The organism is Zhongshania guokunii (assembly GCF_040892635.1).
Lineage (GTDB): Bacteria > Pseudomonadota > Gammaproteobacteria > Pseudomonadales > Spongiibacteraceae > Spongiibacter > Spongiibacter guokunii.
This window is the reverse complement of record NZ_JBFRYA010000023.1, coordinates 35,772-62,489: the sequence shown is the minus strand read 5'-3', so window position 1 is coordinate 62,489 and position 26,718 is coordinate 35,772. Positions and strand designations below refer to the sequence as shown.

26 protein-coding genes are annotated in these 26,718 nt (G+C 52.9%); 8 read left to right on the top strand and 18 right to left on the bottom strand.

What is annotated here, in order from left to right; genetic code table 11:
* Both AB4876_RS18440 and AB4876_RS18435 read right to left on the bottom strand, forming a co-directional pair.
* The coding region (locus tag AB4876_RS18440; RefSeq protein ID WP_368383165.1) for a GDP-mannose 4,6-dehydratase at positions 1 to 292 on the bottom strand (292 nt) is incomplete at its 3' end.
* Between the two features lie 69 nt (positions 293 to 361).
* A complete protein-coding gene (locus AB4876_RS18435; protein WP_368383164.1) occupies positions 362 to 1,162 on the bottom strand; it encodes a glycosyltransferase family 25 protein in 801 nt (266 codons plus the stop codon).
* Between the two features lie 284 nt (positions 1,163 to 1,446).
* Between AB4876_RS18435 and AB4876_RS18430 the strand changes: the two genes are divergently transcribed.
* A complete protein-coding gene (locus tag AB4876_RS18430) occupies positions 1,447 to 2,586 on the top strand; it encodes a glycosyltransferase family 4 protein (protein ID WP_368383163.1) in 1,140 nt (379 codons plus the stop codon).
* A 10-nt stretch (positions 2,587 to 2,596) separates the two neighbouring features.
* Here AB4876_RS18430 and AB4876_RS18425 read toward each other — a convergent pair whose 3' ends face one another.
* From AB4876_RS18425 to lpxL, 5 genes are read right to left on the bottom strand one after another with little or no spacing between them, the layout of a single operon-like run.
* Positions 2,597 to 3,292, bottom strand: coding sequence for a YrbL family protein (locus tag AB4876_RS18425; protein ID WP_368383162.1), 696 nt, complete (start codon positions 3,290 to 3,292; stop codon positions 2,597 to 2,599).
* Positions 3,289 to 4,332: a glycosyltransferase family protein gene (locus AB4876_RS18420; protein WP_368383161.1), complete on the bottom strand. Its 1,044-nt coding sequence runs from the start codon at positions 4,330 to 4,332 to the stop codon at positions 3,289 to 3,291. The genes AB4876_RS18425 and AB4876_RS18420 overlap by 4 nt, the downstream gene beginning before the upstream one ends.
* 14 nt (positions 4,333 to 4,346) lie before the next feature.
* Positions 4,347 to 5,468, bottom strand: coding sequence for a glycosyltransferase family 4 protein (locus AB4876_RS18415; RefSeq protein WP_368383160.1), 1,122 nt, complete (start codon positions 5,466 to 5,468; stop codon positions 4,347 to 4,349).
* 4 nt (positions 5,469 to 5,472) lie between these two features.
* Positions 5,473 to 6,384, bottom strand: coding sequence for a mitochondrial fission ELM1 family protein (locus tag AB4876_RS18410; protein WP_368383159.1), 912 nt, complete (start codon positions 6,382 to 6,384; stop codon positions 5,473 to 5,475).
* Entirely contained in the window at positions 6,384 to 7,280 is an 897-nt protein-coding gene (lpxL, locus tag AB4876_RS18405; RefSeq protein WP_368383158.1) for an LpxL/LpxP family Kdo(2)-lipid IV(A) lauroyl/palmitoleoyl acyltransferase, read from the bottom strand. Before lpxL ends, AB4876_RS18410 begins: the two co-directional genes overlap by 1 nt.
* Positions 7,281 to 7,448: 168 nt before the next feature.
* Here lpxL and AB4876_RS18400 point away from each other — a divergent pair, with 168 nt between their 5' ends.
* Positions 7,449 to 7,823: a diacylglycerol kinase gene (locus AB4876_RS18400; RefSeq protein ID WP_438273424.1), complete on the top strand. Its 375-nt coding sequence runs from the start codon at positions 7,449 to 7,451 to the stop codon at positions 7,821 to 7,823.
* Between the two features lie 116 nt (positions 7,824 to 7,939).
* Positions 7,940 to 8,212 (top strand): 30S ribosomal protein S20, encoded by a 273-nt coding sequence (rpsT, locus tag AB4876_RS18395; RefSeq protein WP_184464405.1) that lies wholly within the window; start codon positions 7,940 to 7,942, stop codon positions 8,210 to 8,212.
* Positions 8,213 to 8,364: 152 nt separating this feature from the next.
* Here the strand turns inward: rpsT and proB are convergent, their stop codons facing one another.
* The 4 genes from proB to rplU form a co-directional block, all read right to left on the bottom strand.
* Positions 8,365 to 9,492: a glutamate 5-kinase gene (gene proB / locus AB4876_RS18390; protein ID WP_368383157.1), complete on the bottom strand. Its 1,128-nt coding sequence runs from the start codon at positions 9,490 to 9,492 to the stop codon at positions 8,365 to 8,367.
* A gap of 11 nt (positions 9,493 to 9,503) precedes the next feature.
* Positions 9,504 to 10,706, bottom strand: coding sequence for an Obg family GTPase CgtA (gene cgtA, locus AB4876_RS18385; protein WP_368383156.1), 1,203 nt, complete (start codon positions 10,704 to 10,706; stop codon positions 9,504 to 9,506).
* Positions 10,707 to 10,804: 98 nt separating this feature from the next.
* Positions 10,805 to 11,062: a 50S ribosomal protein L27 gene (gene rpmA, locus AB4876_RS18380; RefSeq protein WP_008248239.1), complete on the bottom strand. Its 258-nt coding sequence runs from the start codon at positions 11,060 to 11,062 to the stop codon at positions 10,805 to 10,807.
* Between the two features lie 18 nt (positions 11,063 to 11,080).
* Complete coding sequence (gene rplU / locus AB4876_RS18375) at positions 11,081 to 11,392, bottom strand: 50S ribosomal protein L21 (protein ID WP_008248242.1); 312 nt, start codon at positions 11,390 to 11,392, stop codon at positions 11,081 to 11,083.
* A 285-nt stretch (positions 11,393 to 11,677) separates the two neighbouring features.
* Here rplU and AB4876_RS18370 point away from each other — a divergent pair, with 285 nt between their 5' ends.
* Together AB4876_RS18370 and pgi are read left to right on the top strand one after the other, a co-directional pair.
* A complete protein-coding gene (locus tag AB4876_RS18370; RefSeq protein ID WP_368383155.1) occupies positions 11,678 to 12,637 on the top strand; it encodes a polyprenyl synthetase family protein in 960 nt (319 codons plus the stop codon).
* Between the two features lie 159 nt (positions 12,638 to 12,796).
* Positions 12,797 to 14,464 carry a glucose-6-phosphate isomerase gene (pgi, locus tag AB4876_RS18365; RefSeq protein WP_368383154.1) on the top strand — a complete coding sequence of 556 codons (1,668 nt, stop codon included), beginning with the start codon at positions 12,797 to 12,799 and terminating at the stop codon, positions 14,462 to 14,464.
* Between the two features lie 73 nt (positions 14,465 to 14,537).
* Here the strand turns inward: pgi and AB4876_RS18360 are convergent, their stop codons facing one another.
* On the bottom strand, positions 14,538 to 15,887 hold the full coding sequence (locus AB4876_RS18360) for a phosphohexomutase domain-containing protein (protein ID WP_368383153.1): 1,350 nt from the start codon (positions 15,885 to 15,887) through the stop codon (positions 14,538 to 14,540).
* On the bottom strand, positions 15,884 to 16,720 hold the full coding sequence (gene galU, locus AB4876_RS18355) for a UTP--glucose-1-phosphate uridylyltransferase GalU (protein WP_368383152.1): 837 nt from the start codon (positions 16,718 to 16,720) through the stop codon (positions 15,884 to 15,886). The genes AB4876_RS18360 and galU overlap by 4 nt, the downstream gene beginning before the upstream one ends.
* Positions 16,721 to 16,948: 228 nt before the next feature.
* Here galU and fabA point away from each other — a divergent pair, with 228 nt between their 5' ends.
* Together fabA and fabB are read left to right on the top strand one after the other, a co-directional pair.
* Positions 16,949 to 17,470, top strand: coding sequence for a bifunctional 3-hydroxydecanoyl-ACP dehydratase/trans-2-decenoyl-ACP isomerase (gene fabA, locus AB4876_RS18350; protein WP_368383151.1), 522 nt, complete (start codon positions 16,949 to 16,951; stop codon positions 17,468 to 17,470).
* A 53-nt stretch (positions 17,471 to 17,523) separates the two neighbouring features.
* A complete protein-coding gene (gene fabB, locus AB4876_RS18345; RefSeq protein ID WP_368383150.1) occupies positions 17,524 to 18,747 on the top strand; it encodes a beta-ketoacyl-ACP synthase I in 1,224 nt (407 codons plus the stop codon).
* Between the two features lie 80 nt (positions 18,748 to 18,827).
* On the opposite strand, the gene AB4876_RS18340 is transcribed toward fabB, so the two are convergent.
* The 5 genes from AB4876_RS18340 to AB4876_RS18320 all read right to left on the bottom strand — a co-directional run bounded on the left by AB4876_RS18340 (position 18,828) and on the right by AB4876_RS18320 (position 23,619).
* Positions 18,828 to 20,027, bottom strand: coding sequence for a molybdopterin molybdotransferase MoeA (locus AB4876_RS18340; RefSeq protein ID WP_368383149.1), 1,200 nt, complete (start codon positions 20,025 to 20,027; stop codon positions 18,828 to 18,830).
* A gap of 2 nt (positions 20,028 to 20,029) precedes the next feature.
* Complete coding sequence (gene moaB / locus AB4876_RS18335) at positions 20,030 to 20,557, bottom strand: molybdenum cofactor biosynthesis protein B (protein WP_368383148.1); 528 nt, start codon at positions 20,555 to 20,557, stop codon at positions 20,030 to 20,032.
* Positions 20,554 to 21,408: a sugar nucleotide-binding protein gene (locus AB4876_RS18330; RefSeq protein ID WP_368383147.1), complete on the bottom strand. Its 855-nt coding sequence runs from the start codon at positions 21,406 to 21,408 to the stop codon at positions 20,554 to 20,556. Before AB4876_RS18330 ends, moaB begins: the two co-directional genes overlap by 4 nt.
* 225 nt (positions 21,409 to 21,633) lie before the next feature.
* Complete coding sequence (gene ssb, locus AB4876_RS18325; protein ID WP_368383146.1) at positions 21,634 to 22,170, bottom strand: single-stranded DNA-binding protein; 537 nt, start codon at positions 22,168 to 22,170, stop codon at positions 21,634 to 21,636.
* Positions 22,171 to 22,254: 84 nt separating this feature from the next.
* Complete coding sequence (locus tag AB4876_RS18320; RefSeq protein ID WP_368383145.1) at positions 22,255 to 23,619, bottom strand: MFS transporter; 1,365 nt, start codon at positions 23,617 to 23,619, stop codon at positions 22,255 to 22,257.
* Between the two features lie 152 nt (positions 23,620 to 23,771).
* On the opposite strand from AB4876_RS18320, the gene uvrA reads away from it, so the two are divergent.
* The gene (gene uvrA, locus AB4876_RS18315) at positions 23,772 to 26,618 is read left to right on the top strand and encodes an excinuclease ABC subunit UvrA (protein WP_368383144.1); all 2,847 of its coding nucleotides are present in this window, start codon (positions 23,772 to 23,774) and stop codon (positions 26,616 to 26,618) included.
* Positions 26,619 to 26,718 lie beyond the last annotated feature (100 nt).

Below are 26,718 nucleotides of genomic sequence, written 5' to 3'. Positions count from 1 at the left end.
GGATAAAGGCGCCTGGGCCGTCGATGGAGCGGTCAACATGACTTTCGGCCGCAAGGTGCATCACTAAGTCGGGCTGGTGTTCAGCAAAGACCGCGTTCATTGCCGCCGAGTCGCAAATATCGACGTGAGCAAAGGCATAGCGTTCGCCCTGAAGCTCCGCGGGAATGGATTCAAGATTGCCTGCGTAGGTAAGCGCATCGACATTCACCACAGACACATCGGTGTCGGCCAATATATGCCGAACCACAGCGCTGCCAATAAAGCCGGCGCCGCCGGTAACTAAACATTTCATATTAGAAAACCCACGCGCTATCCGCGCCCAGAGAACAATTTAAACTAGCACGCCGCACTAACAGCAACATCAGCGCGCACGCTCAGTTCTACCTACCTTATGCTCTGGCATTGCCGACTGGCTAAAGTCGCGCCAATGACGGAAACGATAAAAGTGCCGGCGCAAGCTAAACCACAGTTTTGCTGGGTGAAACACCAATCGATGCCACAGCAAGGGCTTATCGACCACGGTCTTTGCCAACTTAACGACACTGGTTTCGTGAACCAATTCGTAGGCGACATGGGGCTCAACAGCAAATACATTTAAATCAAACAGGAAAAAGTGGTCGAATACTTTGTCGACGGGCTCGTATATGTTTTGGGCATAATCGATAAATTTCTTCATGCCAACTCGGTTCAACACATAGGCTTGGGTTCCCAAGCCGCCACGCTCGGGGCGAACCAAATTATGCTCGCCAACCAGGGGCTCAATAATCGTTCTTTTGCGGATGCGCAGCGACATTAAGCGCACCATATCGAGGTCTTTATCGAGTACCGCGCGATACACATCGCCAAAGAGGTTTTCAATAACAACATCGTCTTCAATAACGCAGACATACTCGTGGCCATCGCGATAGGCTGCTTTTACCGCCCGCAAATGCGACAGATAACAGCCCAACTCACTGGCGGTTAAATGTTTGCCGTGGCGCACCATGGCCAAATTGCCAAGTATTTGCTCGCCGCTCTCTAGAATAGGTGTGCCTACCCTGCCGTCGATTGCAGGAAATATCTCAGCATCGATCCCCTGCCCATTCAGGTCAGCCATCAGCTTTTGAGCATTTTCCGACGCGGGATTAAGGCTAATCACCCAGCATATGCATTTTTTTGGCATGAAACCCTCAATATTCACCCGTCAAACATTCCAAGCCGAACACAATTCAATAACGCTGCGCCGACGATTGGCTAATCCCGCCCTCAAGTAAAAACCGAAGGACGCCATACCTTGTATGATTTCAAGCTGCCGTTTATATTCACCCAGCGCTTAATTGGCCGCCATACCGGCCCCAATTCGGCGGCTATTGTAACATTTAAAATAGAATAGGACGCAGCAAGCCCACCAAACGACATGCACTGGCTTGACCGCATACACCAGCACCCCAACCGGATTACAGCGCGATGCCAGGTCACAACATTATTATTAGCACGCAAAACTACCCCCCCGCCGCTGGTGGCATTCAAAATTACATGCATGAGCTGGCGGTAGCGCTGCACTTGCTTGGCAATTCGGTGCAGGTTATCTGCGATGCGCCCACGGTAGACGGCCAAGACGCTTTCGACAATTCACTGCCGTTCCCCGTCGCGCGGCTAAGTGGCCCTAAGATACTGCGCCGCTATCGCAAGGCCAACAAGGTTTTATCTCTGCTCAAAAAGGCCGACCGTGCCATCTTGATTTGCGACAGTTGGAAAAGCCTAGAGCTGCTGAAAACCGACAAAACAAACCTCGCTAGCTGTATATGTATTGCCCATGGCATGGAGTTTCCCGCCCAGCTCCAAGCAAAAAAGCACCAGCGCATTGCCAACACCTTATCCCGAGCCGATTTAATTCTGGCTAACTCCGAGTTTACCGCGCAGCGAGTAACGCCCTACGCGCCAGATATTTCGCGGCTACGCATACTTCACCCAGGGGTAAACCCGCCGACTCACGCTACCGAGGCCGAACAGGCAAAAGCCAACGCATGGCTTGGCGAGCACTCGCCGATTTTAATCACCGTGGGTCGGATGGAAGCCCGCAAAGGCCAAGATAAGATTATTGAGATCATGCCCAAGCTTGTCGCCGAGCACCCCAAGGCTCTGTATCTGATCGCAGGTAGCGGGCCATTGCAAGATAGTCTTGTCGCCCGCGTCAAAGAACTGGGCCTTGTCGCCAGCGTTAAATTCTGCGGCCGAGTGAGCGACGGCGAGCGCTCCGCGCTACTACAAAAAGCCGACATTTTTGTCATGCCTTGCCGCGCCGTTGGCGATTCAGTTGAAGGCTTTGGGATTGTTTATATAGAAGCCGCCATGCTCGGCCTGCCTAGCCTTGCCGGACGCGCAGGCGGTGCAGGTGACGCCGTGATCGACGGCCATACCGGCTTACTGTGCGATGGCGACAGTGCGGATGATATCTACCTGAACGTTAAAAAAATGCTTAGCGACAAGCAGGCCCTGAACACTATCGGCCACAACGCCCAGCAGCGCGCGCAAACTGAATTGCAGTGGCCGCAAATAGCCCAAAAATTACTGGATTATGTTGCCGAGCAGCCCAAGACTAACTGAGCCAAAGCCATTATTCTTGGCCACTGTGGAATAAGAAGCCGTGCATACCTGGGCCTTTGCCCTGGGCTTTATCATTCAGCAGGTCGTCTATGCGCTGATGGATATTGGCTACCTTACGCTGCGCCTTTTTCAGCTGCATAAATTCGGGCATTAAATGCCCTGGCACAACGCCGGCGCTGCCAACCCCGTCAATCACCACGAGGCGCTTTATCGTTAATGTGCCAGCATTGCTTAATTCACGCTGCACCACCACATTGTGCAAAATCAAATCCCGCGAGGGCACCCGATACTGAACCCAGTGCTCACACAGGGCATTCACCGCACGGCGGCAATCCGCGTCGTAGTCATTTTCCCAGAGATACTGTTTTAGCGACAGCGAGACGTCACCGCCACTGTCACGAATCAGCTCAGAGCACAGCCCCGCGCCCATATCGGTGTCGACATAGCCATAGCAGCGGCTGATGTGGGCAAAAACATTATCGTCGTAGTGACGCTGCAGGCTCGCCATCACCTTGAATTCATCAAGGTTGTCATCGAAGCTCGACAAGGGTTTTAAATTTTTTGGAAAACCCTTGCTACGCCGCCGTTCCTCAATACTAAAGTCGGGACGCCGCACTTTTATACACCGCGCAGAATCAGCGGGGTCAACATAGCACCAGCGATTGCCGCCCGCCGCAAATGGCTTGCGGTCCTTAAGTGCGATCATGCCTTATCACTGCCATCAGGATTAATATTACGCGCCCAAACATAGTCGTGACTAAAGGGCTGAACCATGGTCGCCTCAATAATGTAGCGCGAATATAAGCTTGAATTTAATTCTTCTTGAAAAAACGCCCGCGCCCGCGCCGCCCAGTCTTGGCGCTTGGCGTCGTCGTGATGAAACTCACGAATTTTGCGAATTAAATCTTCTTGGTCGTCGAAATACACCAAGGTTTCCGGTGGCACATAGTCGTCAAAACAGCCGCTGCTGTGCGCAAACTGCAATACACCGTTACCGCCAAGCTGAGACATGCGGTCGGAGGTATACCAGTGATCGCCCTCCTGACGGTTTAGATTGAGGGCCATTTTCGTTCTCGACAGGGCCACATCGTAATCCCGCCCCCAGACCGGCGCCTCGCCAAAACTGCCGTAGGTTTTAAAATTCATTTCACCGTCAACCGCGTCTTTAATCGCTTTAACCATTTCTAAGCGCTTGGTGAATTTAGTGGCATTACTGCAAAACAACAGGTCGATGGGCAAGTCAGTTTTTAAAGAGTTATCCAAAACCTCTACGGTTGGCTCTACGGGGTTGGGAATATAATAGAGCCGCGCGCCCAAACCCGCATAGCGGCGCAAATCCCGCAAGCCAGTGGTCACAAACACCGCATCAACCACCCCCGCATATGCCGCGATCCGCTTGCTATTACTGGGCACAAACAAAGGGTCGCAGTTGCAGTGAATCAACACGCATTCGGGGCGACGCTGGCGAACCAACTTAAGGCTTTCCACGGTAATAATGTCGCTGTGGCCAATGATAATAAGGTCGGGGTCATTATGCTCAACGACCTCAAGAAAACGCTTATTGGCGGCCTTTTTGCCCAACTCACGAATCCCAAACGGCGCCTCAAACGCCGCCACATCCCGGTCGGAAAAACTGCGCACATAATGATTATTACGGATTAAACCGTATTTCATTTTCTCGGCCCAGCTAATGCGATTGGCACCGTAACTGCGCAGGCGCTCGTAATCCACGTGAAGCACTTTCATTATTAAACCTCGTCTTAACGCTGCGCTATTAAGCGCCGATAAACACCAAGAGTACTGGCCAACTGGCTACTCAAATAATAATTTTCTGGGAGCTTTATCTCGGCATCGGCGTCAATCAAATCGTCGACCCGCACCGCAAACGCTACCACATCGTCGGCGGGCACCAGCCCCTGAGGAAAGCCGGCATTTAAGGATTCGCTGGCACCGCCGCGATCATAGGCAACCACCGGCGTGCCAGTAGCCAAAGACTCCGGCACGGTGCGCCCAAAGGGCTCTTCTTTGTTGGACATATGGCAGGTTACCGCCGCCAGCGCATAAAACGCAGCTATATCGCTGCGATGCCCTACAAAGGTCACTTTATCCGCCAAGCCTAACGCATCGCGCTGGGCAATGAGCTCGTCATAGTAATGCTGTTTACCTGGCTCGGCATCGCCCACCACCACGCCGTGACAATCTTGGCGCAAGCGCACTAATCGCGCCATCATATCCAAAAAGGCTTCTTGACCCTTCCAGCGGGTTAAGCGGCCGGGCATTAAAATCAAATGCTTGCCCTTAAGCTCGGGATATTCCGCAAACAACGCATCCCGCCATTGCGGTGTGCACGCCTCGCGATTAAACGCGGCGGGGTCGAGACCTCGCGGAATCAAGGTGATTTTTTGGTCCGCAACGCCGTAATTGCTCTGCATGTAGTTTTTAACGCAGTTAGAAATGGCAATCATATGCTCGGCGCGCGCCATTACCGCGCTGTAAAAATTAACCGAGTACATGCCGTGAAAGGTGCTTACTAATTTGGGCCGAGCTGCTGAGTCCATACCCCGCCACGCCAGCCACACAATCCACGCCGGCGCCCGCGAGCGCACATGAACAATGTCTGCTTGCAGCTCAGTTAACAGACGGCGCATTGGCCGCACCTGCAATAACGACATGAGCGACTTGCGATGCACGGGCATCTCAATGTGCTCGCTACCCTCGGCAACCAGCCCTTCAACCATTCGCCCACCAGCGGATATCACCACCGACTTATGACCGCCGCGCACCAGCTCTCTGGCCAACTCCACGGTGCCGCGCTCTACTCCACCGGAGTTTAGCGCCGGCAAAACTTGCACAATTTTTAAGGGCAGACTTTTATCGGCCATGCGCTCAGACGCTCCCATTCAATTTCAATAACCAATCCGCAGCGCGATCTGCTTCCCACAGGGGGTAGGCCGCTTCGGGCAAAGGCTGACTTAAATTTGCCGCGGCAAAGCCCGTTGCCAAGCCTTCGGCAAGTACATTAGCCATGCTCTTGGTCACCCGCGATTCGCGCAACGGCGCCAGTGCCAACAAACCGGTGCGTGCGCCAGAACTAATGCTTTCATAAACCATCGACACGCTGTCGCAGCTCACCCACGCCTGCCCCACTGCCGTCAAATTAGCTTGTAACCAACCCGCTCCAGCTTGCTGGTAAGCAATGGTCTGCACATTAGGCAGGCCTAAAGCGGCAATACGGTTGAGCAAACTGGCGGGGGTTCGCGGCGAATCAGACACCAACCAAGCCACATCAACCGACGCCTGAGCGACGGCCTGCACTTGCCGCAATACCGCGTCGTCATCCCAGCTAAAGTGTTTGTTTAATCCACCCAGCAAAATCAAACCTCGGCCCGCATCGCGGCCAGCGCCAACCGGCACTATATGATTTATCACCCCTTGGGTGGCAAGTACATTGGGCCGAACTGGCGGCGAGTCGTGGTGAGGCATACACACCGCATCAAACAAAAATAACGGCAAACTAGGGCGCATCAACACCAGCGCCCGCCCACCCGTGAGGCACTTAGTCCACAACAGCGGCATATGGCTGCGACTGCCTGCGCCAATAATCCAGTGAGGTAACTGCTCACAGGCAAATTGTGCTTTTAAACCATTGCGGCCGGTATAGGCAAAACTTTGCTCGGCAATATTGAGCCAAGCCACATTGCACTCGACCTTTGCTTGCAGGCGCGCCACCAAACCCCTGAGCTGATTGAGGTGCCCAAGCCGACCGTCGGTAATAATCCACAGCTGCAAAACCGCCATCAATACACCCTGGCCTCGCCCTCTGGGCGAGTTTTAAAGCGGCGATGCACCCACATATACTGATCTGGCACCATGCGAATATTATCTTCAAGTAGGGCATTGATCGCCCTAGCGTCAGCGGCGGGATCACCGCTGGGAAAATTATCCATAGGAATTATTTCCACCCGATAGCCTTCGCCATGGGGCAGGCGCTGCTGCTGGGCAAACACTACCCGCGCGCGCCCGCCTTTTGCCAAGGTACTGGTGCCGATTGTCGTCGCGGCTAGCACCCCAAAGAAAGGCACAAACTCCGCCGACTTGCGGCCATAATCTTGGTCGGGCAAATAATAGAGCCTCCGCCCCTCGCGCAAGCGACGCAGAGCACGTTTGATGTCGCGGCGATGAATCGGTTCGCCGTAGCGTCCCCGCGAGCGACTGAGAATATATTCAAAAACCGGATTTTTGTGCTTGCGATAAAACGAGTCTGCCGGATAGCGAAAACCAATTAAGGTGCCGCACACATCCAGCGAAGTGAAGTGGGTACCCAGCACAATGATACCTTTACCATCGTCGCCGACCTCTAGATGCTCACTGCCCACTAGCTCAAAGCCAACATCGAGTTTGTCTGGGGCCAAAAACCAAACGCGCAAGGTCTCCATAAGACCAACGCCCTGATTGCGCATGGTTTTGCGAGTTAAGGCATCGCGCTCCGCGTCGTTTAATTCTGGAAAGCACAGACGAAAGTTGGTTTCACAAATATGACGACGATCCTTGGCGAAGTGATAAAACACATTGCCAACCCCCGCGCCCAGCGCGTAGCTCAGTCGCCGCGGCAAATGGGCCAGCAGCCATAGCAAAGCAATAGCCAACCACGCAGGCCAGTGCCGAGGGTAAATTAACTGTCTCTCAATTGTCATGGTCGGGCATTACACTATTATTACAATACGCATTACAGCAAGGCCCCGCGATCGAACCATGGCCTCGCAAAATTTTCAGGCTAATTCAAGCCCGATTAGAGTGCCGCATTGTACACTGATTAGCCGCGCTGATTGCCATTCAGCCCAGACAGAGATCCACAAATCGCCATGATGAACAAACCTGGCCGCACCGGCCCCGCCCGCATACTAGACGCATCCAAGTATTCTCTTAAAGGCCTGCGTGCCGCATGGCGCTACGAAGAAGCCTTTCGGCAGGAGAGCACATTAGCGCTGATAATGCTTCCCGCTGCGCTCTGGCTAGGCACCAATGCGGTAGAACGCTCGGTATTAATTGCCACGGTCGTCATTGTTATTATTGTGGAGCTAATCAACTCCGCCATCGAGGCAGTTGTCGACCGCATTAGCACCGACCACCACCCACTTTCCGGCCAAGCCAAAGACATTGGCTCGGCCGCGGTAATGCTAAGCCTGCTGCTGTGCATCAGTTGCTGGAGCATGATTGCCGCACAGCGCTTTCTCTAGACACCATCGCCGCGAAATAATCACACTTTCGCCTTACACAGTATTGACAAGCGGGCGCCAAACAGGAATAATTCCCGGCCTAAATTTTCGGTACTAGGTTTCAAGGAGTTATAAGGGTGGCGAATTCTCCACAAGCTAAAAAACGCGCACGTCAGGCGGAAAAAAGTCGTACGCATAACGCCAGCCTGCGCTCAATGGTACGCACGTACTTGAAGAAAGTGTTGGCCGCAATCGCTTCTGGCGATCAAGATGCCGCCAAGACTGCTTACGTATCTGCAGTTTCTGTTATTGACCGCATGGCGGACAAAGGCATTCTGCACAAGAACAAAGCTGCTCGCCACAAGAGCCGCTTGAACAGCAAAATCAAAGCAATGAGCGCAACCGCTTAATTCGCTTTTTATTTTGCCAATAAAAAACCCGCCAAGTGCGGGTTTTTTATTGGCTGCGATTTAAGCCTCAACGACCTGAGCCAAACGAGCACCCTCTACGCCAGTCACCCGCCCTTTTATTTTAGCGCCCCCATCAAGCATCTTGCGGCATTTTAACTAATCAATAAATTATCGCGATGTATCAATTCAGGCTCAGCGATATAACCCAGCGCCTCAGCAATCCGCGCACTAGACAAACCCAGCACCTTGCGCGCGTCTTCGGCACTATAGTTAACCAAACCCCGCGCCACCTCACTGCCATCAGCACCAACACACATAACAAGGTCGCCACGAGCAAACTGGCCACTTACCGCCACCACCCCCACGGGTAGCAAGCTACGCCCCTGCTGACGCAACACACGCACAGCGCCGTCATCGAGCTGAAGCTTGCCACGCAACTGCAGTTGCCCGGCCAACCACTTTTTACGCGCAGCAATAGGCCGCTGCCCAGACAACAGCAAGGTACCCAAATCTTCACCGGCAAACACCCGATCCAACACGCAATCTTCGCGACCACCGACAATAACCGTATTGGCACCTGAGCGCGAAGCTAAGCGCGCCGCGCGCAACTTGGTCAGCATACCGCCACGCCCCAGCGCACCAGCACTACCACCAACCATCACATCGAGCTTGCCGTCAGCCACTTCGGCCACCGAAATTAATTCAGCTGCGGGATTTTTGCGAGGATCTTCGGCAAACAAGCCGCGCTGATCCGTTAAGATCACCAAGGTGTCGGCATCAATTAAATTGGCCACTAGCGCGGCAAGAGTATCGTTATCGCCAAAGCGAATCTCGTCGGTAACCACGGTATCGTTTTCATTAACAACCGGCACCACACCCAACTCAAGCAGGGTTAACAGTGTGCCACGGGCATTGAGATAGCGGTCGCGAGCGGAGATATCGTCGTGACCCAAAAGGATTTGCGCGGTTTGCAGATTATGGGTACGAAAGCGCTGCTCATAGGCTTGAACCAAACCCATTTGCCCCACCGCAGCAGCCGCCTGCAATTTATGAAGATCATCAGGCCGCTCTTTCCAGCCAAGGCGAGTCATACCCTCTGCCACCGCGCCAGAGGACACCAACACTACCTCTCGACCGTCAGCACGCAGGGCGGCGATCTGCGCCACCCAAGCATCCAAACCCTCTACACAGAGGCCGCGACCATCATTGGTGAGCAGGGCCGAACCAATCTTAACCACGACGCGCTTACAAGCGCGTAAACTTTGCCGCTTATCAGACAAGCTTCTTCACCTCAGGGCCGGTAAACCACTTCAACATCGTGATCGTCATCGTCATCGTCGTCGTAATCGTCGGTATCGCCAGCAGCGCGACGCTCAGAGCGGCGCTTATCCGCCAATGCCTGAATACGATCCCGCGCCTCAGACTGCATTGCATCCTGAATATCGCGCTCGCGCTCAGCCGCCTCAGTATCAGTGGCCAGCAACTCGGCCTGCGCCTCGACAAATTGCAGAATATCTTGGCATAACTCTTTAGTGTTCGCGCCAGTTATGGCCGATACCTTATACACCGGCCCAGCCCAGCCCAGCGCATCTACCACTTCCTGGCAGCGCGCCTCGCGCTCTTCCTCAGGAATCAAATCTAATTTATTTAATACCAACCAGCGCTCACGATTTGCCAAGGTCGGACTAAAACGAGCCAATTCTTTAGCAATAATTGCCACCGCGTCTTGCGGCAAGGTCTCGTCATAAGGCGCCATGTCCACCAAATGCAACAACAGGCGGGTGCGGGTTAAATGCTTAAGAAAGCGAATACCCAAGCCAGCGCCTTCAGCCGCACCCTCAACAAGCCCCGGAATATCGGCAATAACAAAACTCTGGTGTTGTTGCACCCGCACCACGCCCAAATTGGGCACCAAGGTGGTAAATGGATAGTCCGCCACCTTGGGCTTGGCCGAAGACACCGCGCGAATAAATGTCGATTTACCCGCATTAGGCATACCCAGCAAGCCGACATCCGCCAGCACTTTTAGCTCTAGACGCAGATTACGAATCTCGCCATCGCTACCCCGGGTGAACTGGCGCGGGGCGCGGTTAGTGCTCGACTTAAAACGAGTATTACCCAGACCGTGGAAACCACCCTGCACGACTTTAATCTCATCACCGGCAGCGACCAGATCGCCCAACACCTCCAGAGTATCTTCATCGACGATGGTAGTCCCCACCGGCACATCCAAGATCAAATCCTCAGCGCTGCGGCCACGACAGTTGGCACCACGACCACCCTCGCCAGGACGAGCGGTATAGGATTTCACGAAGCGGAAGTCAACCAAGGTGTTCATTGACGCATTGGCGCGCAGAATAACACTGCCGCCGTCGCCGCCATCGCCACCATCGGGACCACCCCAGGGAATATATTTTTCTCGACGAAAACTGAGACAGCCGTTGCCACCGCGGCCTGCTTCAACTCGAATTACTGCCTCATCTACAAATTTCATTACCGCGCCAACCAAATAAAATGAATATACCGAAAAACCTGTCTACAGAAACAAAAAAGCCCCGTCAATAGACGAGGCCTTCAAGATCACCGCGAGGTTTACGCTGCAACTATACTAATATACTTGCGGCTCTTGGGACCTTTAACCTCAAACTTTACTACACCATCTGCCTTAGCAAACAGAGTGTGATCAGTACCACAACCAACATTTTCACCGGCGTGGAAACGAGTTCCGCGCTGACGAATAATAATGCTACCTGCACTTACAACCTGACCACCAAAACGTTTAACGCCCAGACGCTTACTCTGCGAGTCGCGTCCGTTACGAGTACTACCACCAGCTTTCTTGTGAGCCATGAGTCTCTCCTAAATTCCTTAAGCACTGATACCAGTGATTTTCACTTCGGTGAACCACTGACGGTGACCAGCTTGCTTCATGCTGTGCTTCCGACGGCGAAACTTAACGATTTTCACCTTGGCGTGACGACCTTGCGCGATCACTTCCGCAGTCACTTTACCGCCCTCAACATAAGGCGCGCCAATTTTAAGATCATCACCGGTCTTAACCATCAACACTTTGTCGAAGGTCAGGCTTTCACCAGTGGCGACTTCAATTTTTTCTAGCTTGAGGGTTTCACCCTCGATAACACGGTGCTGCTTACCACCGCTTTCAATCACTGCGTACATGTTTATATCTCCAAGAGCCTGCTTGCAATAGTTTGTTTCGGCCGAGCGGTCACATCAAAACCAGTATCGAAATAAGGCTAGACACAACTCACCGGGACAAGTCCAGGCACCGTCACCACCACTTAACCATTAAGGGGCCGTACGGTTTTGCTTCAGGGGCGCGAATTGTACGCAGTTTTTGAAAAATACACAATACCCGCAACCACAAGTGACGCGTAGACCTTGACAGCTCGCAGCTGCACTCATACGATGCCAGCCGACTCCGCCAGACGACTCTTCGCTACCATGCAACAGATTAGACAGGTCGTGGACAGCGAATTCGCCGCCGTCAACGATTTCATCATCGAACAACTGCATTCCAATGTGCCCCTCGTGGAAAACATCGGCCACTATATCGTCGATGCTGGCGGCAAGCGCCTGCGCCCACTACTTACCCTGTTATGTGCAGGCGCCATTGGCAAAATTGAAGAGAAACATCTGCAGCTAGCCGCGGTTATCGAATTCATCCACACCGCCACCCTGCTCCACGATGACGTTGTCGACATTTCCGCCCTGCGCCGCGGCCGCCCCACCGCCAACGCCAATTGGGGCAACGCCCCGAGCGTACTGGTCGGCGACTTCCTTTACTCCCGCGCATTCCAGATATTAGTCAACATCGGCAACTTCCCACTAATGGGCCTGCTGTCAGACACCACCAATACTGTGGCCGAAGGTGAAGTGCTGCAGCTGACCCGCGCCGGCAACCCCGACACCAGCGAAGCCACCTACTTTGAAGTTATCCGCAGCAAAACCGCGGTATTATTTGGCGCAGCCTGCAGCGGCGCAGCCATCCTCAGCCGCAGCACCGAACACCAGCACGCCCTGCATCAGTACGGCACCAATCTCGGCATCGCCTTTCAATTAATAGACGACATCCTAGATTATGAAGGCGACCCTGCCGAAACCGGCAAAAATGTCGGCGACGACCTCGCCGAGGGCAAGCCAACCTTGCCGCTAATTTACCTGCTAGAAAACGGCAGCGACGAGCACAAAAAATTAGTGCACAACGCCATTAGCAATAAATCTGCGGAGCAGCTCGACGCAATCGTCGATGCAGTCAAGCACTGCGGCGCACTAGACTATTGCCACGCCGCCGCCGAGCGCTACACCCAAGCGGCGCTCACCGCGCTTGAGAGCCTGGTGCCCAGCCCCTATCGCAGCGCCCTAGAAAAACTCACCGAAATCGCACTATCTCGCCGCAGCTAAGCCTCACCTCGAAACGGAAGCTTCTCGTAAATGTGAAGTTTCTCGCCAAAGGGAAGCCCCCACAGATTACATTGCCAGCGATAAATCGTTACAATTTCAACACTTATCGCTGGGATGGAAAGACTGGCGCCCACCTAAACGGATATTTAAGGAGTGGCCGTGAGCCCCACTGTAAACCAAGCACCAGCCCTATTATGCGACCTTGATTTACAAGCCACCTTGCACTCACTCGCAAAAAAAGCAGCATGCACGCCTTTAAAATCTCGCTTCAGTCTCGAACCCAACCGCGCAACTCGCTTTAGTGGCGAACTCGGCCCACTTTTTGTCGACTACGCAAAACATCACATCGATACGGGCATTATCACCAACCTCTGCGAACTAGCGCGCCAGCGCGGTCTTGCGCAGCAATTCAACGCCCTGCGCGCGGGCGCAAAACTGAATAACACCGAAGGCCGCAGCGCCAACTACCCAAGCCTGCGACGCTGGGCAAGCGACGAGGCAAGCACAAGCCCGCAAGATCAAACCATTGCTGCAATGTTTGCAACCATGGAAAACTTAACGGCAGAAATCCATAACGGCGCGCACCGCAGCAGTACCGGCAAAGTCTTTACTGATGTCGTCAATATTGGCATTGGCGGCTCGGACTTTGGCCCACGACTTGTTTGCGACGCGCTAGCCAACCAAGGACTCGGCACTTTGCGGCCGCATTTTGCCGCCAATATCGACCCCAGCGTAATGACCGAAATACTGGCGACCGTGCCCGCCGAAACCACCTTATTTGTGGTTGCCTCCAAATCCTTTGGCACCCAGGAAACACGCTGTAATGCTCAAGCCGCGCGCGCATGGCTACAAGCTAGCCTCGGCCTTGAGGATGTTAGCGACCACTTTATGGCAGTGAGCTCAAAACCCGAAGCCGCCATGGCCTTTGGCGTTCGCGAGCAATATATTTTGGCCGTACCCGAGTGGATCGGCGGACGCTTTTCGGTGTGGTCAGGCTTTGGCTTGACGGTAGCGCTATGCGCCGGAATGAACAGCTTCCGCGCCCTACTCAAAGGCGGCTACGCGGTTGACCAGCACGTAGAAAAGCAGCCATTGGAAAGCAATATCCCAGTGATCCTCGGCATGCTCGACCTGTGGTATCGCAACGCCTGGGGCATGACCTCGCAAGCCGTACTGCCCTATGAGCACCACCTCAAATTACTGCCCATTTACTTGCAGCAATTATTTATGGAAAGCGCAGGCAAATCCGTTAAAGCGGATGGCAGCCCCCTCAACAACGCCACTGGCGGTGTTATCTGGGGCACCGAGGGCACCAATGGCCAACACTCGTTCCATCAGCTACTCCACCAAGGCAGCGACGCCATTCCCTGCGATTTTATTGCCAGCCTCAGCTCTCACAACCCCATTGGTGAGCAGCACCAAGCCTTGCTTGCCAACTGCTTCGGCCAAAGTTTGACCTTAATGCAGGGCCAATCTGCTGCAGATATTGAACAGGATTTGATCGCCAACGGCATGGACGCTAACGCAGCTGCGCAACTTGCCCAACACAAAGCCATGCCCGGCAACCGGCCCAGCACCACCATCTTAATGGACAAACTCGACGCCGAGAGCCTCGGCGCGCTTATCGCGCTCTACGAATACCGCCTATTCGCCTCAAGTTTTGTATGGGGCATAAACCCCTTCGACCAATGGGGCGTTGAATTGGGCAAACAGATCAGCCAGACCTTGATGGGCACACTCGGCAACCCTAACGACAACAGTCTTTCCGAGCTGGACTCATCCACCACGCAACTCGTTACGCGCTATCGGCAAGCCCAAAACAAATAATTCTCACCAAACTCCACATACAATAAAGGCGCCATGAGGCGCCTTTATTGTATTGATTATCGCTAAACGCTAATTACAGCATCGCCAATAATTCAGCAGTTTTCGCTTCCATCAAAGGTATATCACCATCACTTTCAACATTGAGGCGAACCACCGGCTCGGTATTGGACATGCGCACATTAAAGCGCCAACCATCGAAACTCATGCTTAAACCATCTGTAAAATCTATCGCCGCCGCCAAAGGCGTGTAATGCGCCTGAATCGCAGCAATAACCGTTTTAGCATCGGCAACTTCACGGTTTATTTCGCCACTACAAGGAAATAAAGCAACTCGCTGCTCAACCAGTGACGACAAGCTTGCCGACTTAACTGACATCAACTGCGTCACCAACAACCAGGGAATCATACCGCTGTCACAAAAAGCGAAATCGCGGAAATAATGGTGGGCACTCATCTCGCCACCATATACAGCATTCTCAATCCGCATCCGCTCTTTAATAAAAGCGTGACCGGTTTTACACTGCACCGCTTCACCGCCAGCGCCTTCAACAATGGCAATGGTATTCCAGGTTAGGCGCGGGTCATGCACTATTTTTTCGCCAGGATTTTTCAGCAAAAAAGCTTCCGCCAACAAACCAACTACGTAGTAACCTTCGATAAAGTCGCCAGTCTCATCAAAGAAAAAGCAGCGATCAAAATCCCCATCCCACGCAATACCAAGATCAGCGCCATGCTCTTTAATTGCGCCGATACTGGGCTGGCGATTTTCAATCAGCAGGGGATTAGGCACGCCATTAGGGAAGTTACCATCTGCTTCGTGATGCACCCGAATAAACTCAAAGGGCAAATAGGGCTCGAGTAAGTCCACGACCCGACCCGCACCGCCGTTGCCGGCATTAACCACTATTTTCAGGGGCTTTAAGGATTCAACATCGATATAGCTCAGCAAATGCTCAACATAGGCACCCGAGGTATCCAAGGCTTGCAAGCTGCCCCGTGTTGCAACTGGCGCAAATTCGTTTTTCTCGGCAAGAGCCTTAATATCAAACAAACCCGTGTCGCCGCTGATGGGCTTAGAGCCCTCACGGACAAACTTCATGCCGTTATAGTCTTTAGGGTTATGGCTGGCGGTAACCGCGATACCGCCGTCCATACCCGCATGGGATGTAGCGAAGTAAATTTCTTCGGTGCCACACAGGCCAATATCGTAAACATCCACACCCGCATCACGCAGACCGTCACTTAAAGCGCCCTTAATAGACTCACTGCTCAAGCGAATATCGTGACCAACAACCACTTTCTTAGGCTGAATAACTTCAGCGAAAGCGCGGCCGATACGGTAGGCAATATCTTCGTTTAATTGATCGGGAATACGACCGCGAACGTCATAGGCTTTAAAACAGGTTATTTCACTACTGCTCACGACGAAGCCTCGCTATAAATATTCTCGTAAACATAGTTAGTCGCCTCAATAAAGCCTGGCACACTGCCGCAATCAAAACGCTTGCCCCGGAATTTATAGGCCAGCACGCAGCCGTTCTGAGCTTGGGTCATCAGCGCATCGGTAAGCTGCACTTCACCATTTTTACCGGGCGGGGTGTCACGCAGAATATCAAAAATATCTGGCGTTAAGATGTAACGGCCAATGACCGCCATATTGGTAGGTGCATCTTCAGGCTTAGGCTTTTCAACCATATTACTTACCCGGTACAAACCATCGCCCATATCTTCGCCGGCAATAACACCGTATTTTTCAATCTCTTCCATGGGCACTTCTTGAATCGCGACAATGCTGCAACGAAACTGCTTATAAAGCGCAACCATTTGCGCCATAACGCCGTCGTCTTCCTGATTCAGACATAAATCGTCTGACAATATAACGCCAAAGGCCTCATCACCAATCAAGCACTCACCGGTGAGGATGGCGTGACCAAGACCTTTCATCTCACGCTGACGCGTCATCATGAACGTGCCCTCATTGAGCACATTGCGAATACAGTCGAGATAGCGCTCTTTGCTCGTGCCGGCAATCTGATTTTCCAATTCATAGCTAATGTCAAAATGATCAGCTATGGCGCGCTTGCCGCGGCCAGTTACCAATGCTATTTCCTTTAAACCAGCCTGAATGGCTTCTTCAACGCCGTACTGCACTAGCGGCTTATTAACTATCGGCAGCATTTCTTTGGGCATAGACTTGGTTGCCGGAAGAAAGCGAGTGCCGTAGCCGGCGACGGGGAACAGACATTTTCTGATCATAGTATTTCCTGAGTTGCTGTCGGGAATCATCCCGAATCCTTTTTACGAATGGTAACGCTGCGAGCATTCTCCCAACAGCGACAGCGCTTGGCAAGCACTGCTCTTTTACCGACGAGATATGACAAAGTAATGACAGCAAGCATCACGCCAATGTTGACATTTTGATGTGCCATCCAAAACCTTCGTGCTAAGATAAGCGCAACATTTTCAAACTGATAATATGGCCTCATGTCTTTAATTCATCAAAATAGCTTTAACAAACAAGAACTCATCGACTGCGGACACGGCAAACTATTTGGCCCTGGCAACCCGAAACTTCCTACCGACAATATGCTGATGGTGGACCGCATCACCCATATCAGCACCGAGGGCGGCAGCTTCGATAAAGGCGTTTTAGTGGCCGAACTGGATATTAATCCAGACCTATGGTTCTTCGACTGTCACTTTAAAGGCGACCCAGTTATGCCAGGCTGCCTAGGCCTAGATGCTATGTGGCAGCTTGTTGGTTTTTATCTTGGCTGGCGCGGCAATAGCGGCAAGGGCCGCGCACTAGGAGCTGGCGAGGTGAAGTTTACCGGTCAAATCCTGCCCGATTCAAAGCTCGTTACCTACACCCTGAACTACAAGCGTCTTATTGAACGCAAACTAATTTTGGGCATCGCCGATGGCGAAGTCGCGGTTGATGGCAAAGTCATCTATACCGCCAAAGATCTGCGTGTTGGTCTATTCAAAGACGACGCCAGCTTCTAAAGCTCACCAAACACCCCTTAAATTAAAACCACAGCTTACAAACGAGGTATCCGATGAAACGTGTTGTCGTAACCGGTATGGGAATAGTTTCCAGCATCGGCAATGACTTGTCAGAAGTGCTGACGTCACTGCAAGAGGGTAAGTCGGGAATCGCGTTCAACGAGAAATACAAGGAGATGGGGTTTCGCAGCCAGATTTCAGGCTCCATCAAAAACCTTGATATCAAAGAACGCATTGACCGCAAGCAACTCCGCTTTATGGGCGATGCCGCGGCCTACGCCTATATTGCCATGCAAGAAGCCATTACCGACTCTGGACTAGAAGAGCATCAAGTCAGCAATGAGCGCACTGGCATTATCGCCGGCTCTGGCGGCGCGTCTTCAGCCAACCTGATTGAGTCTGCCGACACGCTCCGCGAGCGCGGCGTAAAACGCATTGGACCCTACCGCGTTACCCAGACCATGGGCAGCACGGTTTCTGCTTGCCTGGCCACACCCTTTAAAATCAAAGGTGTGAACTACTCAATTTCCTCGGCTTGCGCGACCAGCGCACACTGCATTGGCAACGCCATGGAGCTAATTCAGCTTGGCAAGCAAGACGTGGTTTTTGCCGGCGGTGGCGAAGAAGAGCACTGGTCTTTGAGCTGCTTGTTTGATGCCATGGGCGCTTTGTCGACCAAGTATAACGACACCCCCGAGCAAGCCTCTCGCCCTTACGACGCCAACCGCGACGGCTTTGTTATTGCCGGCGGCGCGGGCATGGTCGTACTCGAAGAGTTAGAACACGCTATAGCGCGCGGCGCCACCATTTACGGTGAGCTGGTGGGCTACGGCGCGACCTCTGATGGCTATGACATGGTTGCCCCAAGCGGCGAAGGCGCGGCGCGCTGCATGCGCCAAGCGCTGCAGGGTGTTAATGCCGACGTGGATTACATCAACTCCCACGGCACTTCGACTCCTGCTGGCGACATGCAAGAGCTAAAAGCCGTTAAGCAAGCTTATGAGGGCAAAACTATCCCCGCGATTGGCTCGACCAAATCACTGGCTGGTCACTCACTGGGCGCAACTGGCGTGCAAGAAGCGATATTCTCACTATTAATGATGAAGCATAATTTTATTGCGGCATCAGCCAATATTGAGACCCTAGACGACGAAGCAGCCGGTGTACCGATTGTGCTAACACGCCAAGACAACGTTACTCTTAATACAGTAATGTCGAATAGCTTCGGCTTTGGCGGCACCAACGCCAGCTTGGTATTTCAGCGCTATCAGGCGTAATACCGCCTAATAACACTTGTAGCGCTGCGCGCTGCAAGTGTTCGCTTTTCCGTACACGACAAACAAAACCCGCCTTTATTTCAGTTCAAATCCCGCACAAAAATCACATCAACGCTATCGCCGCGCGCCACGGTTTTGCCAACCGGAATAATCGCCAAGGCATTACACCAAGACACCGAAGACAGCGCCCCCGAGCTTTGCTGAGGGTGAATATCAACCGTCATCCCATCGGCGCTAGGCACGACCCGCGCACGCAAATACTCCTGACGCGAACCCGCCCGCGGCCAGTCAAATAAAGCCTTAGCAGACCACTGCACTGGCAATACTTGCTCTGCTCCCAGCATTTTCAACAGGTATGGCCGAACTAATATGCAAAACGTAACGAAGCCAGACACCGGATTACCAGGCAAGCCAAAAAACGGCACCCCCGCAACACGACCATAGGCCAGCGGCTTACCCGGCTTAATGGCGAGCTTCCACAAATCTAGCGAACCCATAGCCTCGACCTGAGCCTTGACGTGATCCTCTTCACCGACCGACACACCACCACTGGAAATAACCACGTCGGCACTGGCGCTAGCCTGCTGCAAAGCAGCGCGAGTCGCTTCCGGCGTATCGACAACAATGCCAATATCGATTACCTCCACGCCCAGCTCGCTCAATAGCGCAGCCAGCATTGGTCGATTGGAATTATAAATTTGACCTGCAGCCAAGACTTCGCCTGGCTCGCGCAACTCATCACCGGTCGACATTACGGCAACTCGCAGCTGCCGCCCAACGTCGACAGCGGCAAACCCCAGCGAGGCCAGCAGACCGAGATCCGCCGCCCGCAGCCGGTGGCCCTTGCTGAGAATTAGCTGCCCCTTGGCAATATCCTGCCCCTGAGGGCGAACATGCTGACCAGTGCGCGGCACAATATTGACCTTTAGCTCACCGCCGACCAATTCACAGTCTTCCTGCGCCACCACGGCATCGGCGCCCGGCGGAACAAATGCACCGGTAAAAATACGCGCCGCACTGCCCGCTTGCAGCGCACTGCCAAGTACGCCAGCTGGAATACGCTGAGTAATAGGCAGCGTTCGATCACCATTAACATCTGCTGCGCGCAGTGCATAGCCATCCATTGCACTATTGGCGGCGGGTGGCACATCGATTTCGGCATAGATATCGACGGCAAGGACCGCGCCCAAAGCCTGTTCCAAACCTTGCGACTCGACGCCCCATATTGGAGCGTCTGTTAATAATTGGTGCAAAACTTCATCTACAGACCGCAGAGCCATGATCACGTTACCGTGTTAGCGCGAACTTTAAGCACCCCAACAAAATTACAGGGACGGTGCCGACTGTCGAGCTGATCCCGGATGACTTGCTGCCACGCAGTTTTACACGCGCCGGTTGAGCCTGGCATACAAAAGATAACCGTGTTATTTGCCAAGCCAGCAACAGCGCGGGACTGAATTGTCGAAGAGCCGATTTCGGTTAACGAGACCGCCCTAAACACTTCGCCAAAACCTTCAATAACCTTATCGAATAACACCGACACCGCCTCTGGAGTTGAGTCCCTCCCGGAGAATCCCGTACCGCCAGTAATTACTACCACCTCAATATCCGCATCGGCGATCCACGCCGACACTGTAGCGCGAATCTGGTAGATATCGTCTTTCACTATCTGCTTGGCCACCAAGCGATGCCCCTCATCAGCCAAGGCCCCAGCTAAATACTGACCAGAACTGTCGTTACTCTCATCGCGGGTATCCGATACCGTTAATACCGCCATCCCCAGCGGAGTAAACTCTGTACTACTGCTCATTTGGCAGCCTCCTCGCAAACCGATTTAATCATCCGCGGCAAATAAGCTCGCCACGGCAAACGCTTAATACCGAAATCTTGCAGTATGCGATCACAACTCAAAACCGGCACGGCTGGGCGCCAGCCTTCGCCGCCGTCATCAACCTCAATATCGGCAATCGGCGCCACAAACTGTGAGGCAAACGCACACGCCACTTCCGCAAATTCGTAAGCACTGGCGGCGCCACTACTGGCATAGTGATATACCCCGCGGCAGGGAGTGCCACAGCTTATCTGATCTACCAAACCAGAAATCACTCGAGCTAAATCAGCCACCGGTGTTGGGCACGCCATCCTTGTGTCGTTCAAACGCAACACTTTTCCGCCGCGCATGGTTGCCAAACAGTCACCGAGGAAATTATCGCCCTGCACCGCAATCAACGGCCCAGTGCGTAGCACCATACCCTGCTCGCCAGCCGCGCACAGCAATTGCTCAAGCTCCGCTAGCTGAAACCCCGCCACATCACTCGGGGCGAGTTCGTCACCCTCGGCGTACTCCACCTCTTCGGCGGCGGCGCCAAACAGGCGACCGTCACTTAATAACAAATAGGGCACCGCCAACGCATCACAGCGCGCCTTAAAATCTTGACGCAATGCCAGCAGGCGCTGAAGCTCTGTCGCATCGCAACTGTCCTTGCACTGTAAAGACACCAAGGCGTCGGCATCGACAACCATCGCGCCGCGCAGCTGATCCACACCCAAGGCGTGCACGTCGTCGAGCGGCAACGCAATACTGGCTCGCGATCGAGAGGCAAACTGACTTTGCAAAGCAGCGCTCAAGGCACTGCTGCGAGAAATCACAACAACATTCACAGAAGGTTCACAGAATTAAGTAGTAAGGCAAGTTATTAGAACTTGCAGAAAAGGCAGTAGCCCCCGACACCCAGCTTAATCAACACAAAAACAAGGGACTCAACATTACTCAATGCTAAGGCGATGCGCAAGATTGTATAAAGCCACAGCGCAATTCACTTGCTATATATAAAAATACCCGCCGAGGCGGGTATTAGATTTTCACACTACTTCCGAAGGTAACCATCAGAATGGAATATCATCATCAAAATCATCAAAACCTGCCGGCGGATTTTGTGCAGGCTGCGGTGCTGGCGCGCGATTCTGCTGTTGCGGCGCAGACTGAGCTGGCGGCGCGCGGCGTGGAGCGGCCGCTTGCGGCGCCTGTTGAGATCCATAGCCATCATCGCCGTAGCTCTCGCCAGCAGAACCGCCACCTGAGCCTCCCCGACTATCGAGCATTTGCATTTCTGCCGCTACGATTTCGGTAGTGTACTGATCAACGCCTTCTTTGTTCTGCCACTTACGAGTTCGCAGCGATCCCTCTACATAGACCTTCGAGCCTTTTTTCAAATACTCGCCGGCGATTTCGGCCAAGCGATTAAAAAACACCACTCGATGCCACTCTGTGCGCTCTTGGGCCTGACCGCTCTGCTTGTCCTTCCAAGTTTCGCTTGTTGCAATGGTGACATTGGTCACTGCACCGCCGGAAGGCATGTAACGGGTCTCGGGATCTTGGCCCAAATTGCCGACCAAAATAACTTTATTTATACCACGCGCCATGCGTTCTCTCCTGTTTTTCTATGAATGCGAACCAACGTCCGCAACAGATACTGCACTATACCGGATTCCGCTGATAGCAGCCATTTAGCTGCTTAGCTGCAAGCCTTCGGGCAAGCTCGCTGGATCAAAATTACCATCTACCCGCAAATATGCAACGCGCTCACTTTCAAGTACGGTGACATCAATAGTACCGGGCAGAGCCAACACTTCGCGGCGAATATCCGCAACATCCCAAACACCAAACTGCCAGCATAGAATAAGGCTTTCTGATTTAGCCGGTACCAACATTCCCCAAGCCACCAGCAACCACGCTCCTGCGAGCACCGCCGCGCCGACAAAAACTGAACTAGCACCCCAGCGCCCAAATAGGCCACCGCCAATTGCGCCGCCACAAAAGGCACCAAAGAATTGGAATGTTGAGTAAACACCCATCGCCGTGCCCTTGCCCCCAGCATAAACGGTCTTGCTTACCAGCGACGGCAGCGACGCCTCTAGCAAATTAAAGGCAACAAAAAACAAAGTCATAATTCCGAGCAGCGGTATTAGCGACTGACCAAAATAAATAGCGACGATTACTGACAATAGAATTCCGCAAATACCGAGCAAAAAAATCTCGCGCATTTTACTGCGCGTTTCGGCAATAATAATCAGCGGCACCATACCGATAAACGCCACCACCATCATTGGCAAATACACCTGCCAATGATCACTACGCGCTAAACCCTGATTTTCTAGAATGCCTGGCACGGCGATAAATATCGCCATTAAAATAGCGTGTAAGCTAAAAATACCCAAATTGAGACGCATCAAATTACGGTCGCGAAGACAGCGCCCCAGCAAACTCCCCAGCGATTGATTGTTTGCATCAAGACTTTGAATATTCGGTGTTGGCACCACAAATAAAGTAATTGCAATGCCTACCGCCGCCATTATGGAAGTTAGCAAAAACAAACCCGACACGCCGAACCATGAGGCGGTTAAAGGCCCAAGTACCATTGCAACCGCAAAGGACACGCCAATACTCATGCCAATTGCCGCCATTGCTTTGGTGCGATGCTGTTCACGAGTGAGATCTGCAAGCAAGGCAGTTAAGGTACTCGCAATTGCCCCGGCGCCCTGCAGCAGCCGGCCCGCAATAATACCAAATATGCTTTCCGCGCCCGCCGCGACCAAGCCGCCAGCAACAAACAGCAACAGCCCTGCGATAATGACAGGCTTACGACCTATGCGGTCTGACAGCATGCCCAGCGGAACTTGCAGCGCCGCCTGCCCCAAACCGTAAATTCCCAGTGCCAAACCGACCAATACTGGCGTACTGAATTCATACTCGGCTGCGTATAAACTTAATACCGGCAGCAGCATAAACAAGCCGAGCATACGGGATGCATACAAGCTGGCCAGCGACACGACCGCACGGCGCTCAGTTGCACTCATCGATTGATGATTCAAAGGCGGAAAGATCCTGAAAAATAAAGGTATTTAGCGCGCCATTCTAGCAGCTATACCCCCGCCAAAAAACCATACATATTAGCAACGAGCTTATTTTGCGCCGCACTCCTTAGCCGTCGTATAATGACCGGTTTATCAGGCCGAGAAATTATATGGATCGGATTATCGTTCGCGGTGCCCGCACCCACAATCTAAAGAATATCGATCTTGATATACCCCGCGACAAATTAGTCGTGATTACCGGACTGTCCGGTTCCGGTAAGTCATCATTAGCGTTTGACACACTCTACGCCGAAGGTCAGCGCCGCTACGTCGAATCACTATCGACCTACGCTAGGCAATTTTTGTCAATGATGGAAAAACCCGACGTTGACCATATCGAAGGCCTATCACCTGCCATTTCGATTGAACAAAAATCCACATCGCACAACCCCCGCTCCACAGTGGGCACTATTACAGAAATATACGATTATCTGCGCCTGCTATTCGCTCGCGCCGGCGAGCCTCGCTGCCCAGATCATAACGCCGCGCTTTCTGCGCAAACCGTCAGCCAAATGGTCGACACCGTATTGGCGCTACCCGAGGGTAGCAAGCTAATGATGCTGGCGCCCATTGTACAAAATCGCAAAGGCGAACATATTCACACCTTTGAGAAATTGCGCAGCCAGGGCTTTGTCCGGGCCAGGATTAATGGCCTAGTCACCGATCTCGACGATTTGCCCGCGCTGGATAAAAATAAAAAGCACACCATCGAAGTCGTCGTAGACCGCTTCAAAGTGCGTGAAGACCTCACCCAGCGCCTAGCGGAATCCTTTGAAACCGCACTTGAACTCACCGACGGCATCGCAAGCATTGCCGACATGGATGATCCTAAAGCAGCAGAGCTTACTTTTTCGTCCAAGTTCGCCTGCCCACACTGCGGTTACAGCCTGTCAGAGTTAGAGCCCCGACTCTTCTCCTTCAACAGCCCGCTTGGCGCTTGCAGCAGCTGCGATGGCTTGGGTGTAAAACAGTTTTTTGATTCCTCCCGCATCGTGCAACATCCCGACGTAAGCTTGTCCACAGGTGCAATTCGCGGCTGGGACCGGCGCAGCGTTTACTACTTCCACATGCTTACCTCACTGGCCGAGCATTATGGTTTTGATATTGACGCACCTTTTGAAGAACTCAGTGACGAGCACCGTCAAAAAATCTTATTTGGCAGCGGCGATGAAGAAATAAGCTTTACCTATATCAATGACCGCGGCGACAATTTCCAGCGTAAACACCCTTTCGAGGGCGTAATTCCCAATATGGATCGCCGCTACAAAGAAACCGAGTCGCAAACTGTACGCGAAGAGCTGAGCAAGTTCTTAAACTCCCAATCTTGCCCAGACTGTGCCGGCACCCGTTTGCGCAAAGAAGCACGCAATGTATTTATCTTAGATAACACCCTGCCCGAAATTACGGCTATGCCGGTGGGCGCTGCACGAGAGTATTTCACTAAACTTGAACTTAGTGGCCGTCGCGCTCAAATTGCGGAAAAAATTCTCAAAGAAATTAACGACCGCCTGCGCTTTCTGGTAGATGTCGGCCTTAATTACCTAACCCTAGATCGCAGTGCAGACACGTTATCTGGCGGTGAAGCCCAACGTATTCGCCTTGCCAGCCAAATAGGCGCCGGCCTAGTGGGCGTTATGTATATTCTGGACGAGCCCTCTATCGGTCTTCACCAGCGCGACAACGAGCGACTGCTAAAAACGCTGCGCCATCTTCGCGACATTGGCAACACCGTTATTGTGGTCGAACACGACGAAGACGCCATTCGCACCGCCGACCATATTATTGATATCGGTCCCGGTGCCGGAGTACACGGCGGCAGGGTCATCGCCGAAGGTAAAATAGAAGATATTTTAAGTAGCCCCGAGTCACTTACCGGCCAGTACCTGTCGGGTAAGCGGGCCATCGCGATACCAGCAATACGCAACCCTGTTAACCCAGATAAATGCCTGCGAGTAGAAGGCGCCACGGGTAATAATTTACGAGATGTTGACCTCACCATTCCGCTTGGATTGATGACCTGTATTACCGGCGTTTCTGGCTCCGGAAAGTCTACCCTTATCAATCACACACTTTACCCAGTGGCGGCAACAGTACTCAACGGCGCGACCACTCTAACGCCAGCAGCCCACCGCGCAGTGACCGGCTTGGATCAGGTTGATAAATGTATCGATATCGACCAAAGCCCGATAGGCCGCACCCCGCGCTCCAATCCTGCGACGTACACGGGTATATTCACACCAATTCGCGAGCTCTTTGCGGGCACCCAAGAAGCCCGCTCACGCGGCTATAAAGTTGGTCGCTTCAGCTTTAACGTAAAGGGTGGACGCTGCGAGGCGTGTCAGGGCGACGGCGTCACTAAAGTAGAAATGCATTTTCTACCCGACATCTACGTTGCCTGCGAAGTGTGCCGCAGCCAGCGCTATAACCGGGAAACCTTGGAAATATTATACAAGGGCAAAAATATTCACGAGGTTTTAGACATGACCGTTGAAGACGCCAACACCTTCTTTGAGAATGTGCCGTCGATCAGCAAGAAATTACAAACATTGATGGATGTGGGACTAAGCTATATTCGCCTTGGTCAAGCTGCTACAACGCTATCTGGCGGTGAAGCGCAGCGGGTAAAGCTAGCGAAAGAGCTGTCGAAGCGTGATACCGGCAAAACTTTGTATATTCTCGACGAGCCCACAACTGGCCTGCACTTTGAAGACATCCAATTATTACTAACGGTACTGCACCGCTTGCGTGATCACGGCAACACCGTGGTGGTGATTGAACACAACCTCGATGTCATAAAAACCGCGGACTGGATCGTCGACCTCGGCCCCGAGGGCGGCAGCGGCGGCGGCATGATAATCGCTGAAGGCACACCAGAAGAGATCGCCACGATGGCGCAATCTCATACTGGGCACTTTTTAAATGAGGTGTTAAAACTCGCCAAACAGCGCAGCGCTTAATAGCGAACACCACTTGGGCCTGCCTTCGGCAAGCCCAATAAAGCCTACCTCAAACTAAAAACAATTAATTTAGACAAAAAAAAGCCGACCCTAAGGTCGG

Bases quoted from the DNA above. Each gene is read 5' to 3' on its own strand.
- fabB (WP_368383150.1), top strand. From the start codon at position 17,524: ATGAAACGTGTTGTCGTAACCGGTATGGGAATAGTTTCCAGCATCGGC.
- moaB (WP_368383148.1), bottom strand. From the start codon at position 20,557: ATGAGCAGTAGTACAGAGTTTACTCCGCTGGGGATGGCGGTATTAACG.
- cgtA (WP_368383156.1), bottom strand. From the start codon at position 10,706: ATGAAATTTGTAGATGAGGCAGTAATTCGAGTTGAAGCAGGCCGCGGT.
- AB4876_RS18420 (WP_368383161.1), bottom strand. From the start codon at position 4,332: ATGAAAGTGCTTCACGTGGATTACGAGCGCCTGCGCAGTTACGGTGCC.
- AB4876_RS18425 (WP_368383162.1), bottom strand. From the start codon at position 3,292: ATGATCGCACTTAAGGACCGCAAGCCATTTGCGGCGGGCGGCAATCGC.
- lpxL (WP_368383158.1), bottom strand. From the start codon at position 7,280: ATGACAATTGAGAGACAGTTAATTTACCCTCGGCACTGGCCTGCGTGG.
- galU (WP_368383152.1), bottom strand. From the start codon at position 16,720: ATGATCAGAAAATGTCTGTTCCCCGTCGCCGGCTACGGCACTCGCTTT.
- uvrA (WP_368383144.1), top strand. From the start codon at position 23,772: ATGGATCGGATTATCGTTCGCGGTGCCCGCACCCACAATCTAAAGAAT.
- AB4876_RS18370 (WP_368383155.1), top strand. From the start codon at position 11,678: ATGCAACAGATTAGACAGGTCGTGGACAGCGAATTCGCCGCCGTCAAC.
- AB4876_RS18430 (WP_368383163.1), top strand. From the start codon at position 1,447: ATGCCAGGTCACAACATTATTATTAGCACGCAAAACTACCCCCCCGCC.
- rplU (WP_008248242.1), bottom strand. From the start codon at position 11,392: ATGTACGCAGTGATTGAAAGCGGTGGTAAGCAGCACCGTGTTATCGAG.
- AB4876_RS18400 (WP_438273424.1), top strand. From the start codon at position 7,449: ATGATGAACAAACCTGGCCGCACCGGCCCCGCCCGCATACTAGACGCA.
- AB4876_RS18410 (WP_368383159.1), bottom strand. From the start codon at position 6,384: ATGGCGGTTTTGCAGCTGTGGATTATTACCGACGGTCGGCTTGGGCAC.
- AB4876_RS18435 (WP_368383164.1), bottom strand. From the start codon at position 1,162: ATGCCAAAAAAATGCATATGCTGGGTGATTAGCCTTAATCCCGCGTCG.
- rpmA (WP_008248239.1), bottom strand. From the start codon at position 11,062: ATGGCTCACAAGAAAGCTGGTGGTAGTACTCGTAACGGACGCGACTCG.
- AB4876_RS18340 (WP_368383149.1), bottom strand. From the start codon at position 20,027: ATGGCTCTGCGGTCTGTAGATGAAGTTTTGCACCAATTATTAACAGAC.
- fabA (WP_368383151.1), top strand. From the start codon at position 16,949: ATGTCTTTAATTCATCAAAATAGCTTTAACAAACAAGAACTCATCGAC.
- ssb (WP_368383146.1), bottom strand. From the start codon at position 22,170: ATGGCGCGTGGTATAAATAAAGTTATTTTGGTCGGCAATTTGGGCCAA.
- AB4876_RS18415 (WP_368383160.1), bottom strand. From the start codon at position 5,468: ATGGCCGATAAAAGTCTGCCCTTAAAAATTGTGCAAGTTTTGCCGGCG.